The 18178-nt window shown below is 49.6% G+C and carries 14 protein-coding genes; all 14 read right to left on the reverse strand.

All coding sequences use genetic code 11. The annotated features are described in order from the left end of the window. Nucleotides 1-12 precede the first annotated feature (12 nt). The 14 genes from EJP77_RS09245 to EJP77_RS09310 all read right to left on the reverse strand — a co-directional run bounded on the left by EJP77_RS09245 (nucleotide 13) and on the right by EJP77_RS09310 (nucleotide 18161). Nucleotides 13-705 carry an ABC transporter permease gene (locus EJP77_RS09245; protein WP_127198957.1) on the reverse strand — a complete coding sequence of 231 codons (693 nt, stop codon included), beginning with the start codon at nucleotides 703-705 and terminating at the stop codon, nucleotides 13-15. After that, complete coding sequence (locus tag EJP77_RS09250) at nucleotides 698-1630, reverse strand: ABC transporter ATP-binding protein (protein ID WP_127198958.1); 933 nt, start codon at nucleotides 1628-1630, stop codon at nucleotides 698-700. Before EJP77_RS09250 ends, EJP77_RS09245 begins: the two co-directional genes overlap by 8 nt. 118 nt (nucleotides 1631-1748) lie before the next feature. After that, nucleotides 1749-2684 (reverse strand): sensor histidine kinase, encoded by a 936-nt coding sequence (locus EJP77_RS09255; protein ID WP_127198959.1) that lies wholly within the window; start codon nucleotides 2682-2684, stop codon nucleotides 1749-1751. A 1-nt stretch (nucleotide 2685) separates the two neighbouring features. Beyond that, entirely contained in the window at nucleotides 2686-3390 is a 705-nt protein-coding gene (locus EJP77_RS09260; protein ID WP_127198960.1) for a response regulator transcription factor, read from the reverse strand. Between the two features lie 259 nt (nucleotides 3391-3649). Then, nucleotides 3650-5713, reverse strand: a complete 2064-nt coding sequence (locus tag EJP77_RS09265; protein WP_127198961.1) for a beta-galactosidase — start codon at nucleotides 5711-5713, stop codon at nucleotides 3650-3652. A 19-nt stretch (nucleotides 5714-5732) separates the two neighbouring features. Further along, nucleotides 5733-6773 carry a glycoside hydrolase family 53 protein gene (locus tag EJP77_RS09270; RefSeq protein ID WP_127198962.1) on the reverse strand — a complete coding sequence of 347 codons (1041 nt, stop codon included), beginning with the start codon at nucleotides 6771-6773 and terminating at the stop codon, nucleotides 5733-5735. A gap of 15 nt (nucleotides 6774-6788) precedes the next feature. Beyond that, a complete protein-coding gene (locus EJP77_RS09275; RefSeq protein ID WP_127198963.1) occupies nucleotides 6789-7667 on the reverse strand; it encodes a carbohydrate ABC transporter permease in 879 nt (292 codons plus the stop codon). 19 nt (nucleotides 7668-7686) lie between these two features. After that, complete coding sequence (locus tag EJP77_RS09280) at nucleotides 7687-8583, reverse strand: ABC transporter permease (RefSeq protein ID WP_127198964.1); 897 nt, start codon at nucleotides 8581-8583, stop codon at nucleotides 7687-7689. A gap of 229 nt (nucleotides 8584-8812) precedes the next feature. Then, complete coding sequence (locus tag EJP77_RS09285) at nucleotides 8813-10495, reverse strand: extracellular solute-binding protein (protein ID WP_127198965.1); 1683 nt, start codon at nucleotides 10493-10495, stop codon at nucleotides 8813-8815. Between the two features lie 105 nt (nucleotides 10496-10600). Continuing rightward, on the reverse strand, nucleotides 10601-12241 hold the full coding sequence (locus EJP77_RS09290) for a response regulator transcription factor (RefSeq protein WP_127198966.1): 1641 nt from the start codon (nucleotides 12239-12241) through the stop codon (nucleotides 10601-10603). Continuing rightward, nucleotides 12238-13995, reverse strand: a complete 1758-nt coding sequence (locus EJP77_RS09295; protein ID WP_127198967.1) for a sensor histidine kinase — start codon at nucleotides 13993-13995, stop codon at nucleotides 12238-12240. The genes EJP77_RS09290 and EJP77_RS09295 overlap by 4 nt, the downstream gene beginning before the upstream one ends. 263 nt (nucleotides 13996-14258) lie before the next feature. Then, a complete protein-coding gene (locus EJP77_RS09300) occupies nucleotides 14259-15131 on the reverse strand; it encodes a DMT family transporter (protein ID WP_127198968.1) in 873 nt (290 codons plus the stop codon). Nucleotides 15132-15320: 189 nt separating this feature from the next. Further along, nucleotides 15321-16325, reverse strand: a complete 1005-nt coding sequence (locus tag EJP77_RS09305) for a LacI family DNA-binding transcriptional regulator (protein WP_127198969.1) — start codon at nucleotides 16323-16325, stop codon at nucleotides 15321-15323. A 153-nt stretch (nucleotides 16326-16478) separates the two neighbouring features. After that, a complete protein-coding gene (locus EJP77_RS09310; protein WP_127198970.1) occupies nucleotides 16479-18161 on the reverse strand; it encodes a glycoside hydrolase family 13 protein in 1683 nt (560 codons plus the stop codon). Between the last annotated feature and the right edge of the window lie 17 nt (nucleotides 18162-18178).

Genomic DNA, 18178 nt, shown 5'->3' on the forward strand with positions numbered 1-18178 from the left:
TGCATTCCTTTCTTATGCAACGTCTTTGGTATCCACATTCCTTATCGTTATATAGGCAATCAGAATCCCGATCAGGCAGAGCGCGACAGGAATAGCGATAATTTGACTGAGATTAAAGCCGTTGGTAGTTTGAGAAATCAGACTCGCAATAAGGACCGCAGATACGATGGTAAACGGTACGGAATGTTTACGCATTCCAAAATACAGCGGAATCAGACTGATTCCCGCAGCCGCTACTGAAGATAACAGCACGCTGAAGGCCTGAGCGGTTAGCATGTCTGTTGTGAGAGTTTCCGGAACAAAGCCGTATACCCGGTCGGCCAGCATGACAATCCCGTCCAGCAGGACATTGGACAACAGCACGGTAATCAGAGTGAACAGGAACACAATGGTCAGCTTGGCCGCCATAATACGCTTGCGGCTGATCGGATAGACAAACATCAGGTTGATCGTCTTATTCTTATATTCGTCTATGATGATCCTGGTAATTATAGTTGACGCAAAAATGATAAAGGTGATACGAACGAAGGCGCCTATGGTCTCGAAAAGACTGTGGTATGAAGCAAAGGTCTCTGCCGAATCCGACTTGTCGGTAAAATAAATCATGGACAACATGGCCATTATCGCCAGGTTACAGATGATTACCCCTTTTAGCAGTCCCCCAAGCTTATACTTCTTCATCTCAAGTCTCATCAGCTTAAGCAACGCCCTCACCCCCTTCAATCAAGCTAAGGAAGTGATCTTCAAGCGAAAGGCGCTTAAGATTCAGCGATTCGATATCCACGTTCTCTTGCACCAGAGCTTTGGTCAGGTCCCGCTGGGAGACCCCGTCTGAGCCGTCCGAGTATATTCGCAGGCATTTATCGTCAATCACCTTGTAATTACGAATATTCAGCTTGTTCTCAAGCACGAATGCAGCTTTCTTATAATCATTCGTCGTCAGCTCAATATATTCCGTATTCTTCTCCCGGATCGTACTCATCGCCACTTCCTCAAGAAGCCGCCCTGCCCGGATGACGCCAATCGTATCGGCGATTTGCTCCATTTCTCCAAGAATGTGACTCGAAATAAGCAGGGTGATTCCGAACTGCTGACTGAGCATTTTGAATATATCCCGAAGCTCCTTGATCCCTACCGGATCGAGTCCGTTAATCGGCTCATCTAGGATCAGGAATTCAGGCTTGGTGATGATCGCTCTTGCAATACCCAGGCGCTGCTTCATCCCGAGGGAGAAGTCCTTGACTGCCTTTTTCTCAATATTCTGTAGGTTCACAAGCTCCAGGGCATCCTTGATCGCTTTCTTGTCATAGAAGCCCATGTATTCACAATGCAGATCCAGATTCTCACGGGCTGTCAGCCGGTCATAGAACACCGGATACTCAATAATACTGCCCATCCGCTTAAGCACGCTGTATGATTTATCTGTCAGCTTCTCTCCAAAAATCTCAATCTCCCCGGCTGTTGGCTTAACCAGATTGGTGATCATTTTCATGACCGTAGTCTTACCGGCACCGTTGGGTCCGAGAAATCCGTAAATTTCCCCTCTTGCTATCTTCATGCTTACGTCCTGAACAACCTCTTGACCGCCGAACGTTTTGGTTAAATGACTGGTTTTGAGTATATATCCCATATCCCTATCTCCTTTGCTTCATCTTTATATCTTTATCTTAAGGAGAGGACTTCTCTTTTTTATTAACTGAATCTTACTTAAATCTTAAGTGTGTTTGTGTTTACTCTCCGGGTACCTCCTACACTCTCATCCGCGGAAATCTTACCGTGAACGTGGTGCGCACATGAGGCTTGCTGCTTAAGGTAATCCGGCCACTTAACTGCTCTACAAGACGTTTGGTAATGGTCAGGCCGAGGCCGCTCCCCTGATAGAACTTGTTCCTCGAATCTTCCAGGGTGTACATTCGCTCAAACACTTTATCCTGATGGATCTCATGGATTCCTTTTCCCCGGTCCCATACCTCGATCACCACTTCCGATTCTTCAGCGCGCAGACTAAGCCCTAGTATCTTCCCCTCGCTTCCGTAGCGAATCGCATTGGAGATCAGATTGTTCAGAATACGGTCAAGCGCCTCTTCGTTGGATAGAAGAAAGACGGGGCTGTCCGGAATTTCAATGCTTACCTCCATCCCCTTAGAGAGGATTAAGTCATAGAAGGAGAGGATGTTCTTGCGGCACACTTCTCCTGCATTTACCGGAGTGAGCTGCAGCTGCTTGTCCCCGGATTCCAGCCTGGCCAGGTCGAAGAACTTGTTGATCAGCTCCAGGACCTCGGCCGCCTTGCTGTGAACCTTATGCAGAAGCTTGTCCTTCTCCTCACCGGAGAGCCTGCCATCCTGGATTAGGGTCTCCGTGGATCCCAAGACTACCGTTAGCGGGGTCTTGAGGTCATGCGAAATGTTGGACAGCATCTTCCGCATGGACGATTCAAGCTCTCTCTGCCTCGCATCCACTTGATGCGTGTCTTCAATTAAGCGGTTCATGTCCACCAGAAGGCGTTGGAGCTGTATATCGTCCGTGAACAGCAGCACCCGTTCCAGACTGCCGGCATCCTTGATCGCATTTACAGCCTGGTGAATCTCGGTGAGCTGCCGGGAACGGTTCCTATTCTTCATAAGCTGCATAGCAAGGAGTACGGCCAAGATCAGGATGATGAGAGATAATAGCAGGATCACGCTAGAACTCCCCCAGTTTATAACCGATGCCCCACAGTGTCTGAATATACTTCGGATGGGATGGATCATCTTCAATCTTCTCGCGCAGCCTGCGCATATGTACGTTAATCACGTTCTCATCTCCGAAATAATCATCGTTCCAGACGAATCCATAGACCTGGGCCTTGGTGAACACCCGAGTAGGATTGGTTACGAAGAGCTTGAGAATATGGAATTCCTTGGCGGTCAGCTTCACTTCTTCCCCGCGCTTGGTTACAGAGAAGTTATCCAGGTCGATGGACAATTCTCCAACCTGAAGAGTCCTGCCTCCCGTCTCGGGCTGCTGCTCTGAAGCTGCATAGTATCCAGCTCGGCGGATTGCCGCCTTTACTCTGGCAGCAAGCTCGATCATGGAGAACGGCTTGGTTATGTAGTCGTCGGCACCGAATCCTAGACCCAGCGCTTTATCCACATCGCTATCCTTGGCGGACATAATTAGAACCGGCACCAGGCTCGCCTGCCGGATCAGCTGAAGCACATCCGTCCCGCTCCGTCCCGGGAGCATCAGATCTAGCAGAACCAGATCATAACTGATCTTCGCAAATGCCTTCTCCGCTTCAATCCCGTCAAATACAGCCGTGATCTCATAGCCCTCTCTGGTGAGATAGTCCCTGACCATTTCACTTATAGACTGATCATCTTCAATTAGCAATATCTTTTGCTGCACTCTCTTTCCCGCCCTGCCCTTGTAAAATAACTTCCTCACCTAACCTTAACATCCCTGCGCCTTATGCCACAATATGGAATCACCAAAAAAGGCATAATCGCTTAGCGGGGCGCTCCGCTGGTTAAGCGAAGATACACTACACCCCGATATAACAAAAAAAGAAACCGCCCCTTGGTCAATTGGAAGTGTAGAACAACCAATTCAAAGGATGGTTTCCTTCAAGCATTATTTCCTCTTCTTATTGTCACTTCTGGTAATTCTATACCTGAGACTTGAGCACCCTTACGCCGTTGCTTTCCAGGCTTAAGCTTGCCCCCGTCTCTTCGCCCGTCTCCAGATCCGTGTATCTCCGTCTGTTCAGCTGGATGGTTTGGTCCAGGTCGCTGAAATTAAGCAGGAAAAGATATTCCTGGGTTCCATCCGTTCGCACCTGGGCCGTAACCCCCTTCGGAAGCTCCGCATCTACCGCGCGCCGAATCCCGGTCTTCTGGATCAGTTTCTCATAGAAAGCTTCATAGAAAGGCTCCTTGGCTCTGGTAGCCAAATAATAGGCCCGTCCATCTCCAAATGCATGCTCGGTCAATGCAGGCCGACCGGCATAGAAGTCTTCCTGATACTCGGCCAGTACCACAGCACCTTCCAGGTGAATCAAATCACACAAATCATAGGACTCATAGGAGCCGCTCAGTCCAAACTCATTATTCTCTTTCATGAGGACCTTGTTGGTCTCTCCGGAATGGAGGCCTTCGATTTCCTCCGACCAAATTCCAAGCGTCTTTCTCAGCGGGCCCGGGAATCCTCCCAGATGGCACAGGTCGCTCTCATTTACAATTCCGGACCAATAGGTTGTAACGAAAGTTCCCCCTCCCGCTACAAAAGCCTCAATTGCGGCTCCCGCCTTCTCCGTAACCAGGTACATCATCGGAGCAACAACCAGCTTGTATTTGGACAGGTCATCGTCCGAACCAATAATGTCTACAGGCACGCCTAATTCCCAGAAAGCACGGTAATGCTGCATCACCGTTTGCTCATATTCGATACCCCGGTTAAGCGGACCCTGCGCATCATTTACGGCCCATCTGTTATCCCAATCGGCAATAATGGCAGTCTCGGCAGGAACGCTGCTGCCCACAACTTCGGCCAGACGCTCCAGCGTGTCTCCTAGATGGGCAACATCACGGAAAACACGTGTATGCTCCGTCCCCACATGATCCACCACGGCCCCGTGGAATTTCTCGCTGGAGCCGCGGCTCTTCCGCCACTGGAAGTACTGCACGGAATCAGAGCCGTGCGCGACCGCCTGCAGAGATGAAAGCTTATGCATACCCGGACGCTTCAGCTTGCTTACCGGCTGCCAGTTCGTCAGGCTTGGTGTGCTCTCCATCAGCAGGAACGGCTGACCGCCCTTGAGCGATCTGAACAAGTCATGGTTGAAGGAGAACCAGGCTGCAAGCTTTCCAGGTTCCTGTAGATCATGCCACGTTGGATAGGCATCCCAGGAGATGACGTCAAGCACATCCGCAAATTTACGATAATCCAGGCCATCGAACCAGTCCATCATGTTCGTAGTCACGGGAAGATCTGGACGGACATCCTTCAAAGGGGCAATCTCATGCTTGCAGAAGTCCACTGTCCGGTCGGTCACGAATCTTCGCCAATCCAGGTTATGTCCGTGAACCATGCTTTCCCCATGCGGAGCCGGGGATTCTATCTGTGACCAGCTTGTATACGTATGGCTCCAGAAGGTCGCCCACCATGCACGGTTCAGGGCTTCCAGTGTGCCGTATTTCTCCTGCAGCCAGGTACGGAAATGCTCCTGACAATAATTACAGTGGCATTCACCGCCGTATTCATTGGAAATGTGCCAGCCGATCACTGCCGGATGATTCGCATAACGCTCAGCCAGCTTGCTGTTCATAATGCTTACCTTCTCTCTGTATACAGGAGAGGAATAGCAGTGATTGTGACGGCCTCCATGAAGATTGCGTACCCGATTCTTCTCTACCCGCAGAACCTCAGGGTATTTCTCGGACATCCAGGCCGGTCTGGCCCCGCTCGGCGTTGCGAGCCAGGCATAGATGCCGTTCTCCGCGAACGTATCCAGCACCCGATCCAGCCATTCAAATGTGAACGTACCCTCTTCAGGCTCAAGCGCCGCCCAGGCAAAGATCCCGACAGCCATCACGTTGCATTTGGCCAGCTTCATCAGGCGGATGTCTTCCGCGAGCACCTCAGGAGAGTGCTGCCACTGATCCGGATTGTAATCCGCTCCGTGCATAAATCCCGTCAGCTTGGGGCTGATTGGCTTGAATGAATAAGTCATGACATTCCCACTCTCTTCGTTAGATATTTAATGCAGGCAGCACGGTTCCGCTGTAATCAAACATGGTCAGGTTCGACCAATTGTTGGCATGTCCTACTGACCACTCGGTCTTCGACGGAATCCAGCAGGGCTCCCAATAATAGAATCCGATCCCTCTTCCTTCCGGGGTATTCCGGATCACTTGAACGAAATCCTGCATATATTTCAATTGTCCTTGGGGTGAAGCCTCATATCCTGGATGAAGCTGCTCCGGCTTCTCCACAATCAGCGGGAAGCCTTCCTCCTTCTGCTCTAAAGTCCAAGGGTATGCCGTCTCCACAACAACAATGTCTTTATGATAACGTAGGGCCAAGCTGTTCAATGTGAACTTAAGATCATCCAAAGTTCCGTGCCACCAAGGATAATAAGACAATCCGATAACATCAAAAGGGACTTCAAGCGCTGTGAACCGGTCGTAGAACTTCTGGCTTGAAGCATAGTCCCCGCCCCGGTCAATATGAATCATGATACGGATTGATTCGCTTACCTCCCGAGTGGCTGCAATCCCGGCCTTCACAAGGCCAGCAAAACGCTCCCACTGTTCATCCGTGTCATATCCCTCGCCGTCCACCCGACCTTCACCCCACAGCATACCGGGTGTAATTTCATTCCCGATCTGCACCATGTCCGGCAGTGTTCCCTGAGCTCTCAGCATGTTCAGCACCACGAACGTATAGTCGTAGACAGCCTGTCTCAGCTCATCATAACTCAGGTTCTCCCAAGCTTTCGGCTTCCACTGGTTGGCAGGATCGGCCCACTTGTCGGAATAGTGGAAATCCAGCAGCACATGAAAGCCTTTCTCCTTGATCCGCTTGATCATATACAAGGTACGCTCCAGGCTGCAAAAGCCTCCAACCGGATCATTCCATAGCCGCAGACGGATCGAATCCGTGCCTTGCGCCCGCAGAATATCCAGGCAATCTTCCGATTCGCCGCCCTGCTCAGTATAGAACCTGCCTCCCTCCTGCTCAATTTCATCGAGGAAGGAGACATCCATTCCTTTGATCCACGTGTGTGTCATGTTGCCTACCTCCTGTTATTCTTTCACGGATCCCATTACAAGCCCTTTAACAAAATACTTCTGAAGGAAAGGATAGACTAGCAGTACCGGCAGCGCTCCGATAAAGATTTGAGCTGCGTTGACCGTCTTCTGGGATAACAGCTCGAACTCTTTCGGGTTGATGCTCATGGAGCTCATATCCTTCTGCACGATCACCGTCTGCAGGAAGGTCGCCAGCGGGAAGGACTTAGAATTGTTCATGTACAGCAGTCCGTCAAACCATGAGTTCCAGTGAAATACCACGCTGAACAGCGCAAGCGTTGCAATGGACGGCAGCGAGACGGGCAGGAAGATACTGAAGAGTGTGCGGAAATGCCCGGCCCCATCGATGAAGGCCGCCTCCTCAAGTTCCTTCGGAATTCCCCTGAAGAAGTTCATCAGCAGAATCGTGAGATATACATTCACAGCTCCCGGCAGAACCAGTACCCAGAAGGAATCCATAAGATGGAGCTTCTGAATGACAATATAGAACGGTACCAGTCCGCCGCTGAAGATCATGGTGAATACGAATAACCAGGAATAGAAGTTCCGGCCTTTGAATACAGAGTTCTCCTTCGACAGCGGATAGGCTGCCATGAAAGATAGAAGCAGGGTCAAGCCTGTACCAATTACGGTTCTCTTAACCGATACCCAGATCGAGTGCAGGAAGACCGGGTTATCGATCGTCTTCTTGTACGCTTCCAGCGAGAAATTCACGGGCCACAAGCTGACCAGGTTGGCATCAGCAGCCGCCTTGGAGCTGAAGGATACCGCAAGCACATGAATCAATGGGATGATACACAGCAGGGACAATATAATCAGGACAATCGTATTTATTACGCTGAATAGGCGATACGCCTTGGTTTTGTGATACATCGTTCATCTTCCCCCATTCTTAGAAAATCCGGTAATTCGCTAATTTGTAGGCTAGTCTGTAGGATACCAGAATGAGCACCATGGAAATTACGGATTTAAACAGCCCGATTGCCGTTCCAAGTCCCATTTCCCCGTTCAAAATGGCTGTACGATACACGAACGTATCGATAATATCGCCTTTTTGGTACACGAGCGGATTGTACAAGTTAAAGATTTGGTCAAAGCCCGCATTCAGAATGTTCCCCAGTGCAAGGGTACCGACAACGACAGCGATAGGAAGCATGGAAGGAATCGTAATATGAAGGGTCTGCTTCCAGCGGGAAGCTCCATCAATCTCGGCAGCCTCGTACAGGGAAGGATTCACATTCGCCAGTGCAGCCAGGAATACGATCGTTCCAAATCCGAACTCTTTCCAGACATCGGACACAATGACCGTGAACCGGAACCAGTTGTTGTCTCCCAGGAAGAAGATCGGCTTAATTCCGAACAGGGAGGTCAGAATCTGGTTAACGAATCCGCCATCGGTAGACAGCACGTCCAGCAGGATTCCCCCAAGGATAACCCAAGAGAGGAAGTGCGGCAGATAGACCAGAGTCTGCACAAAGCGTTTGAAGAAGGCTTTCCTCACCTCATTCAGCAAGAGGGCAAATGTGAAGGGAGCAAGCAGGTTGAATATAATCTTGAGACCCGAAATAATGAGCGTGTTCCAGATCACCTCAATACTGTCCTGCCGTTCGAACAGGGCCCGGAAGTTATCTAATCCTACCCAAGCGGATTTGGTGAATCCAAGAAAGGGTTTATAATTCTGAAATGCCATGACAATGCCTCCCATAGGCACCAGGCTGAAGACGATCAGAAAGATCAGCGATGGGACGAGCATCAGGTGCAGCGGCCAATTGCGCTTGAGATGTTTCATTGCGTTAATCCCCTTTGTATATAGTCTCGAAATCTATTTGGTATGGTCATTATAGCAACGCCAAATCCGCATAAATAGCTAACAAAACCAATATAAATGGCACTATTGCAACCATTTGAGATGAACCTGGCAATGACTTGAAATACGCCCGGTACAGACTTGAAAAGAACCTCTGCACAGACGAAAAAACGGCATGCCGCAGCATGCCGTTTCGTCCTCAAACAGGGTGTTATTTGGTATTCAGCTGGGAGTACCAGTCGTTCACTTCTTTGGTAATCTGGTCTCCGCCCGAAGATTTCCAGCTCTCTACGAATTTATCAAAGCTATCCGCAGGCTGTTTGCCGTAAATAATCTCATTCAAAGACTGGTTCTCAATCTTGTTCAGGTAATCCATTTTTGATTTCATGGTAGTTGTTGTAGGACCTGTGTAGAGGTTCGGATAAGCAATCCCCTCTTGGGACATCAATACCTTTGCAGCGGCTGGAGTGTCCAGGCCGTAGTTCAGCTTCACTTCTTTTTCCAGTCTGGTAGTCGCTTCCTTACCGTCCGCAAGATTCAGCAGTGCCTTCATCTGAGCGTCAGGAATACGCGCACCATCGCGAACAAGCAGGTAACGAATACTGTTCACATAACCGCCTGGAATGTCTTCATACCGAAGGGCCTTACCGCTAGCATCCATATCGTAGTCATAGCCTTTGAACAGGCCGTTGTCGAATACACCGCCAGGCTGGGAATCAGCCAGGTTCTTGAACATGTAGTTCTGATAGGTGAAGAATGCCTCAGGGTGCTCCATCTGAGTGCTGATCAAGGTTACACCGTTCGTGAACTGAGTTCCGTGACGGCCTGCTTTCCCGTCTGGTCCGGTTGGAAGAGCAATCGGCTTCCACACGGCACTTTTGACATTCTTAACTGTGTCGGACAGCGGCCAGCCGCTCATCCAGTAAGGTCCAGGAAGAATACCGGCTTTACCGGCAACTGCAGGCTCAGAAGTCTTGTTCTCATCCCATAGCGCTGCTTCTTTCGGAATAAAGCCCTTGTTATACCATTCATTCAGCTTCACCAGACCCTGCTTCATAGCCGGGTTAATGGAGCCATATTCCAGCTTGCCGTCCGCGCCTTTGTTCCACTGCTGTGGAATGGTGCCATAAGCGCCGAAGATCCAGGACGGATCACCCATCCATGTGTTCATAGTAGTCTTGAATCCGATACTCAGCGGAATAACATCTTCCGGCTTAAGTCCATCCGGGTTGTTGTTCTTGAAAGCTTCCATTACCTTCTCAAGCTCGTCGATGGTCTTAGGTGCAGCTAGTCCCAGCTTGTCCAGCCAGTCCTGGCGGATCCAGAGGATATAATCGTGGTTGTAGGCATAGTCTAGAACCGGGATACCCATTCTTTTTCCATCACGCATATAGGTATTCCATACATTAGGATCCTGTGCCATAGCCTTCTTCCAGGTATCAGAAGCGTATTTGTCGAAGAGTGCTCCTGCATCCTGGAACATGCCGGAATCAATCAAGTCCTGCGCCAGCTGGGCATCTCCCACAGTAACAACGTCAGGCATCTGCTGGCCGGAAGCCATGGAAAGTCTGAGCTTTGTTGCAAAAGCATTATTGGTATCTGTCACGGACCATAAGGATTTGATATCAATCCCCAGGGTATCCTTCGCCCACTTCGTGGCTACGTTATTCTCGATATTCTCGCCGTTCTTGAATTTAAGTTCAGGGTCAACACCCCACACTGTGGAAATCGTTACAGGCGGATCATATTTCTCTTTATAGACATTACCTGTATTAGTTGAAGCTGTCTTTGCGGCTTCTGTGGCTCCCTTATCATCAGAGCATCCGGTGAACAAAGCGCTAACCATGACCATACTAAATGCAAGCGCTGTCAGTTTCTTTGTATAAGCTTTCATGTAGCTCCCCCTCTTAGTGATCGTGTTCTACAGTTCTAATTATAGAGGGCTTATTTCCTGCGGCCTATGTCATTCTCCGAAGATTTCTGCACCTTTTGCAACCTGTTACTGATCCCGGAACTCGTTCGGAGTGAGCCCGTAATGCTTCTTGAACATCTTGCTGAAATACTGCGGATTCTGGTAGCCCAGCTCAGCGGTAATCTCATAGATTTTCTTATTGGTCTTCTTAAGCAAATACAGCGCATGCTCCATTCTCATCCGGATAATATAATCGCCCAGGCTCTCTCCTGTCTCCGCCTTGTATATTTTGGACAAGTAGACAGGATGCAGGTACACCTTGTCCGCAATCGTCTTGACTGACGTATCCTGGCCAAGGTCACTGGATACCAGCTCCTGAACCTCCTTGATAATATAACTCCGGGTGTAGTGATCGCTTGCGGACAGCTCTGCCTTGAATTTCTCCAGCATGCCAATGGACCAGGCTCGCAGCTTATCCAGCGACAGGATCATGCTCTGATCGTGCAGAAGATCGAATCCGGATTGATCGATCTGGTAGACGAACTGTCCCTGCTTATGGGCGATGTACATGAAAGCGTTAGTTACGGACAGGTACACCTCATACAGATGTTCCCTCGAATACCTCGTCTTCTCCAGGTCCGCGAACACGTCACTGACCTTCTGCCGGGCAGCCTCCCACTGCTTGGACTCCAGTAAATGAATCAAAGTTGGCGGTTTGTACAGCATTTCAAGCGATTTAACCGGGGCATTCGAGCCGACGGGAAGATCCTCCATGAACAGAATCGAGCCCTGTTCCTCCAAACCAGAGACAATAAATGTACTGAGCCCTGCCCGGTAAGCCGCTGAGACCTCGTCCGGGAAGGAGAACCAGCCTGTAATTACCGTGGAGATATCCCCTTTCAGGTAATTACTGACCTGCTTGCGGAACTGGCCGGCCAGCTCCTGAAGCTTGCTTCGGCGCTGCTGTTCGAAATCTACCGCCAGCTCCATACTAGTCTGATAGGAGGATTGGAGCGACAGCAGAATGACCATACATTCATGAGGAGCCTTACTGTGCCATACTTCAAAGGCCTCCGCAAAAATCTCCTCCGCAATATTGCCCACGGCAAACTCGATCAAAGTAGAAGAGTGATGATCATAGTGGGCAAATTGATGCCCGAGCTGTACAAGCAGCATCACCACAGGTTCATCTACATTCACTCTAATTCCATACTGCTGAAGCTTCTCGCTGATGGTCTGCTTGGACCAGGTCCTTCCAAGGAGCAGATCATGCATAAGATTTGAGCGAAGCACACCCGATTCCGACTTCATCGTGTAGAGCATCTGGTTATATTTATCGGATGCTTCCCACTCCTCTTTCAGCGATTCAATCATACTGGACAAGCTAGCGATGAATTCTTCATCATCCACAGGCTTCAGGATATAGTCAGAGGCCTGCAGCTGAATCGCCTTCTTGGCGTACTCAAAGTCCGAATATCCGGTAAGCAGCATGGAGCGGATGTGCGGCCATTCCTGATTAATCGCCTCGATCAGGCTTAGCCCGTCGACTTCCGGCATTCGAATATCCGAGACTACAATATCAACGGATTGCTCCCTCAAGATAGATAAGGCTTCCGCAGCCGAGCTTGCCTGGTATACCTGCTTGACCCCCAGCTCCTGCCACGGAATGGTCGCCGCAAGACTTTCCGTAACATACGATTCATCATCCACCAACAGAACTTCAATCATGTAAGCTCCCCCTTGTTGTTCTTATCTTCAAGCTCATTCGGCCAGTGCAGCGTGACCTTGACACCGCCCATCTGAGACGGGGAGAAGCGCAGTCCGGCAGAATCCCCATAACGAATCTGCATTCGCTGCTGCACATTCCACAATCCGCAGCCCATCTCCTGATCCATAGGGACATCCAAGCTCATCTGCAGCTCCTCCATAGCTTCCAAGGTCATTCCTTTGCCGCTGTCCTCCACGACGACGCACGTCTCATGCTCATGCAGCTCGCTGTAGATTCGCACCTGTCCCCCGCCCGAACCCGACTCAATCCCGTGCAGAACTGCATTCTCTACCAGAGGCTGCACCACCAGCAGAGGGACTTCCCATTTCAGCATCCGAGCAGGAATATCAATGGAGAATTCAAGCTTCGGCTTGCGCATCTTCTGGATTTCGAGATAGTTCCTGACAAAGCCGAGTTCCTCCTCCAGCGGCACAACATCCCTTTCCTGCCTGGTAGTATAACGGTAGTAGCTCGATAAATTCTGAGACATGGCTACCACCGCCTGCATGTTCTGCAGCTTGGCCATGCTGGAAATGAACGAGAAGCAGTTATAGAAGAAATGGGGATTGATCTGCGACTGCAGCTGCTTGAGCCGGGCCTCTCTTACATGGATTCGTTCCATATATACATTTTCGAACAGCTCCTGAATCTGTGCCACCATCAGGTTGAACCTTTTGAATACAAAGCTGAACTCGTTATTCCCTTTGCCCTCAAGCCTTACGGAATAATCCCCGTTCTTAAGCTTGCTGAATGCAAGTACCAGCTTCTTCACCGGTACCTGAACCTGGGCATACAGCATATAAGCTGCCAGACAGCTCATTAGCAGCAATGAACCGACAGCGAAGTAGAACAAGCGGTTGGACTTCTCAATCGGCGCAACAATATCCTTCAGCGGCATATAATCAACCAGATACCAGCCTGTTGTCGCGGAAGAGACGATATTGACCATATAATCTTCTCCCCGAAGCTCCACAGTCCGGTTCTCCACGTCTTCGAGCGGCTGATCCCTCAAGGAATTCATTAATTCCTGCGTCAGGGACCGGTTCGCCGTCCGATTGTAAATAATCCCTACATCCTTCTTGTAATACACAGGGTCTCTGCGGCTGTCGCTCTTGAATTTATCCAGCATATCCTGAATGTTACGGCTGTCGAACCGAACTTCAATAATCAGATTGGCATCCTCCGGGTGGTTGAAGGAGGAATAAGGATAAGCTGTAATCAGGGAAAAGGTGAAATGTTCATTCTCGCCTGCATCCTCCCGTGTAACCTGCCACCCCGGCTTCATCCGTCTCTTCAGATCCGCATCGTTATAGACTCGGATATCGTTATCGGATACCACCCTCCCGAGCGAGGGGGAGTAGATGAACAGCTTGGTTTTCCAATTGGAGGAACTCTCCTGAATATTCAGCTTGGTCTCAATTCGCTTCACCAGGTTAATGAAATCAAGATTGAAGTACTCACTGTTCAGGAAGATGTCCTTGAATCCAAAAATATCCGGGTCCTGGATCATCAAATTCGGCCACAGGGAGAACAGATCAATGTTGGAATTCACCTGAGACTGGAAGAAGTCCAGTTGACTCGAATTGGATTTGTTGAGCTCCTTGCCAAGCACCTCTGTACTGGTGCGGTTGGAATAGAAGTAGAGTATGATAATCGGGATCAGCATCACGATAAGTAAAATAGCCATTTTGCGAAATAGCGTTAATTTGGGCACAAGCTTCACACCTTACTTCTATAGAATTAATCGGCTGCCTGCCGCTTATCATCATCCGCTCCGCGACATCACTGAAAGCGGTATCACTCTCGAATGGATTCTCCTATTATACCTTTTTGTCTATCTCTCTTCATTCTAAAAAATTATACAAACCACACCTAGTATCGATTGTTAATATTTCTGCTCTTTTGGAAAGGGATTTCCTTTCTGGCAAATAAAAAAAAGGAACCGGACATGAGTCCAGTTCCTGTTCGCCTTACTATTCAAGCGCCTAACTTGCCGGCTGGCGCAGCCGCTTGGGACTTTCCATTAACCAGCCATATTCCGAGCAGGACCAGCGCAATGCCCACTACCATGAACCCGGTCAGACTTTCGTGCAGCACCAGACAGCCGGAGATCACACCGACCACGGGAACCAGCAGCAGAGAGATCGACGCTTTGCTTGCTTCCACTTTAGATAAAATGTATGACCACATGACGAAAGCCAGCGCTGATCCGATCACGCCCGCAAAACCGACGTATACCACGGGCATGAGGCCCCAATGACTCGTTCCATGCTCGAAGATGAAGGAATACAGCAGCAGCCCCACAGCTCCGAATACCATCTGCCAGGTCGTGAACTGGAGCATGTCACAGCGGGCCAGCTTTCGCTTGATAATCAAATTCGAGATGGCCCAGGACAGCCCGGAAGACAGCGCGAGCAGCATGGCGCCTGTAGTCCCGCCGAAATGGGCATCCATAGCAATGAACAACCCAATAATTCCTACAACAATCCCGACAAGCTTCCGCAGCTTAAGCTGTTCGCCTGGAAGCCAATAATGGGCCATCAAGGTGAGCCAGAGCGGCATGCTGTAGGTTAACACAGAGGTTAGACCTGCGCTGAGATCAACAAGAGACAGCTGGATTGCAAGGTTGAAGTACATCGTCTGCAGAATGCCGCAGATGATATACCAGAACATGTCCTTCCCGCGCGGAAGCGGCACCTTCCTGAAATAACATACGACGAGCAGCACCAGCGCACCAAGGGCGAACCGGTAGCCGGCGAATAATACGGGCGGAAACACACCGTTCGCAAGTTTCATAAATACCCAGTTAAATCCCCAGATCAGACATAATAATCCTATCAAAATATTCACGCTAACCCACACCTCTGATTGCTATAAGTTGAACTATTAAGTTACACATTAGGCAGCCGTGTGAAATATTCTTAAGGGTCGCTGTTGCTCCCAGATTCCAGAATCATTTCACACTCTTGCCTATGGGTAACTCTTAAGTTCAACTTATAAAAGTTACACTAAGCTGTCTATTATATCAGAGCTGCTCTTTCAATCAAGCGCCCGTACGGTCTGCCTTTCCACAATATGGTGCTGGGCAATTGAATTCTGCGATATCTTGCCCGTCTCAATCATATCAATGAGCTTCTCGCAAGCGTTGCTCCCCATCTCATTTAGAGGCTGATTCACCGTGGTTAATGGAGGAACGACCATCTCCGCCAGCTCGACGTTATCGTATCCAATTACTGACAATTCATCCGGTACGCGAATTCCCCGCCGCGCGGCCACCGAGAGTACGCCAATGGCCATCTCGTCACTGGCTGCGAACACGGCTGTGAAATCCAGAGAGCGCTTGAGCAGTTCCTCCATAGCGGAACAACCGCTGGCAAAACCGAAGTCTCCATAAGCAATATACTCTTCCATACAAGGAATACCGTGGTCTTTGAGCGCCTTCATATACCCTTCAACTCTCGGTACCCCGGCAATCGGATCACCCTTCGTCCCTCCGATCATTGCGATTCGCTTATGTCCTTTATGTATGAGATACTCAGTTGCCTCATAAGCTGCTACTCTATCATCTACTTTGACATAGGGCACCCCAGGATAATTGGTCTCCGAAGAGACCAGAACGACAGGGATCTGTATAGCCTCGAGAACTTTATAGTATTCATCTTTAAGCAGCTCACTTGCGAAGACTATTCCATCGACCTGCTTCTCTCTAAGCACCTGCAGACACTTGAGTGTCCGCTTTCCGTCCTCGTCCGTGTTGCAGACCACAACACTATAATTATGGTTATAAGCGAACTCTTCAATCCCATGAAGCAGCGCCGACGAGAAGGAGCTGGACACATTAGGGAAAAGCACGCCAATTGTTCGTGTACGCTTATTGATCAAGCCCCGGGCGATCATGTTAGGCTGATAACCCATTTCTTCAATCGTCCGCAGCACCTTTTGCTTGGTTTTGTCCGAATATCCCGTCAGGTTATTGAGAACCCGGGATACCGTTGCTATGGATACATTGGCTTTCTTGGCCACATCTTTAATGGTTGGATTCATGGATACACATTCCTCTTTATATCGAATCAAATTTGTCTATAGCATACCTCATTCTGCCAAAATTCGGAATAGACTCGGCCCGCGAACTCTCGTTCACGGGCTGCTGTCAACTCGATCTATTTTGTCAAACTATTAATTTCAGAATCATCATGATCACTGGAGTTTGTAGACTCTAGCCTCATATGGGCGAAGGTTCATGTGCCTTAAACTGTGTTCTGCCGGAATCTCATAGTTGCTGATGAGCAGCTCCTGTCCGGAGAAGTGGATCGAATCTGGCAGCACGAATTCTGCCGGAGCCTCGAAGAAGTTCAGCACCACCAGCAGCTTCTCTTCCCCTAGTGAACGCAAGTAAGCATAGATTTGATCATCTTCTTCTCTCAGAATCTGATAGTCGCCATATACAATGATGTCATGCTGCTTACGAAGCTCTATCAATCTTTTATAGTAATGGAAAATGGAATTCGGATCCGCTACCGCCTGATCCGCATTAATCTCTTTGTAGTTAGGATTGATCGGCAGCCACGGAGTCCCGGTGGTGAATCCCGCCTGAGGTCCGCTGTTCCACTGCATCGGAGTACGGGCATTGTCTCTGCCTTTGCTGTAGATCGATTCCATGATCGTCTTCTCATCCCGGCCGGCAGCCGTATACTCCTTATGCATATTCAGAATTTCAATATCCTTGTAATCTTCAATCGACTCAAAGCGCACATTAGTCATTCCAAGCTCTTCGCCCTGGTAAATGTAAGGCGTCCCCTGCAGCGTATGAAGCAGCGTTGCCAGCATTTTGCCGGATACATTACGGAGCTCCGGAGAGGAATCATTTCCGAACCGGGATACCATCCGCGGCTGATCATGATTGTTCAGATACAGACTGTTCCAGCCGTTGCCCTGGAGCGCGGTCTGCCATTTGCTAACCACCCGTTTGAAATCTGCGAGAGTCCATGGAGTCACATCCCACTTGCCGCTCGGGCCGCTGTCAATCCCCATCAATTCAAATTGGAAGACCATGTTCAGCTCGCCGCGATCCTTGCCGACGAACAGCGCCGCATCTTCAGGCGTCACTTCCACGGTCTCTCCCACGGTCATCACATCGTATTTGGACAGCACCTCACGGTTCATTTCCTGCAGAAATTCGTGAATGCGCGGTCCGTTCACAAAGCTCTTGCCGCCGAATTGATACTGACCTTCCGGACCTTCCGCATCCAGCAGCTGCTGCTCTTTGGAGATCAGGTTGATGACATCCATCCGGAACCCGTCAATCCCCTTATCGAGCCACCAGGTCATCATATCGTATACTTCCTGGCGAACCTTCGGGTTCTCCCAGTTCAGATCGGGCTGCTTGCGGGAGAATAGATGAAGGAAATACTCATCCGTATTCTTGTCATATTCCCAAGCCGAACCGCTGAAGAACGATCCCCAGTTGTTCGGCTCCCTGCCATCCTTGCCCGGACGCCAAATATAATAATCACGGTAAGGATTATCCTTGGACTTACGGGATTCGACGAACCACTGATGCTCGTCTGAGGAATGGTTGACCACCAAATCCATGATGAGCTTCATCCCCCGTTCATGCAGTCCCTGAAGCAGCTCCTCCCAGTCTTCAATCGTTCCGAATTCATCCATGATCGCCTGATAGTTGCTGATATCATAGCCATTGTCATCATTCGGAGATTCATACACCGGGGATAGCCATACTACGTCCACTCCCAGCGTCTTCAGGTAATCCAGCCTTGAGATGATGCCCTGTAGATCCCCTATACCGTCTCCGTTGCTGTCCATAAAGCTTCGGGGGTAGATTTGATACACTACGCTTTCTTTCCACCACTGTCTATCCATTTCCATTCTCCTCTTAT

Source organism: Paenibacillus zeisoli, assembly GCF_003994465.1.
In the GTDB taxonomy this organism is placed as follows: Bacteria; Bacillota; Bacilli; order Paenibacillales; family Paenibacillaceae; genus Fontibacillus; species Fontibacillus zeisoli.

What these genes read in the sequence shown, in the direction of transcription:
- EJP77_RS09250 (WP_127198958.1), bottom strand. Translation starts at nt 1,630, where the DNA reads ATGGGATATATACTCAAAACCAGTCATTTAACCAAAACGTTCGGCGGT.
- EJP77_RS09305 (WP_127198969.1), bottom strand. Translation starts at nt 16,325, where the DNA reads ATGAATCCAACCATTAAAGATGTGGCCAAGAAAGCCAATGTATCCATA.
- EJP77_RS09285 (WP_127198965.1), bottom strand. Translation starts at nt 10,495, where the DNA reads ATGAAAGCTTATACAAAGAAACTGACAGCGCTTGCATTTAGTATGGTC.
- EJP77_RS09265 (WP_127198961.1), bottom strand. Translation starts at nt 5,713, where the DNA reads ATGACTTATTCATTCAAGCCAATCAGCCCCAAGCTGACGGGATTTATG.
- EJP77_RS09310 (WP_127198970.1), bottom strand. Translation starts at nt 18,161, where the DNA reads ATGGATAGACAGTGGTGGAAAGAAAGCGTAGTGTATCAAATCTACCCC.
- EJP77_RS09270 (WP_127198962.1), bottom strand. Translation starts at nt 6,773, where the DNA reads ATGACACACACGTGGATCAAAGGAATGGATGTCTCCTTCCTCGATGAA.
- EJP77_RS09290 (WP_127198966.1), bottom strand. Translation starts at nt 12,241, where the DNA reads ATGATTGAAGTTCTGTTGGTGGATGATGAATCGTATGTTACGGAAAGT.
- EJP77_RS09280 (WP_127198964.1), bottom strand. Translation starts at nt 8,583, where the DNA reads ATGAAACATCTCAAGCGCAATTGGCCGCTGCACCTGATGCTCGTCCCA.
- EJP77_RS09275 (WP_127198963.1), bottom strand. Translation starts at nt 7,667, where the DNA reads ATGTATCACAAAACCAAGGCGTATCGCCTATTCAGCGTAATAAATACG.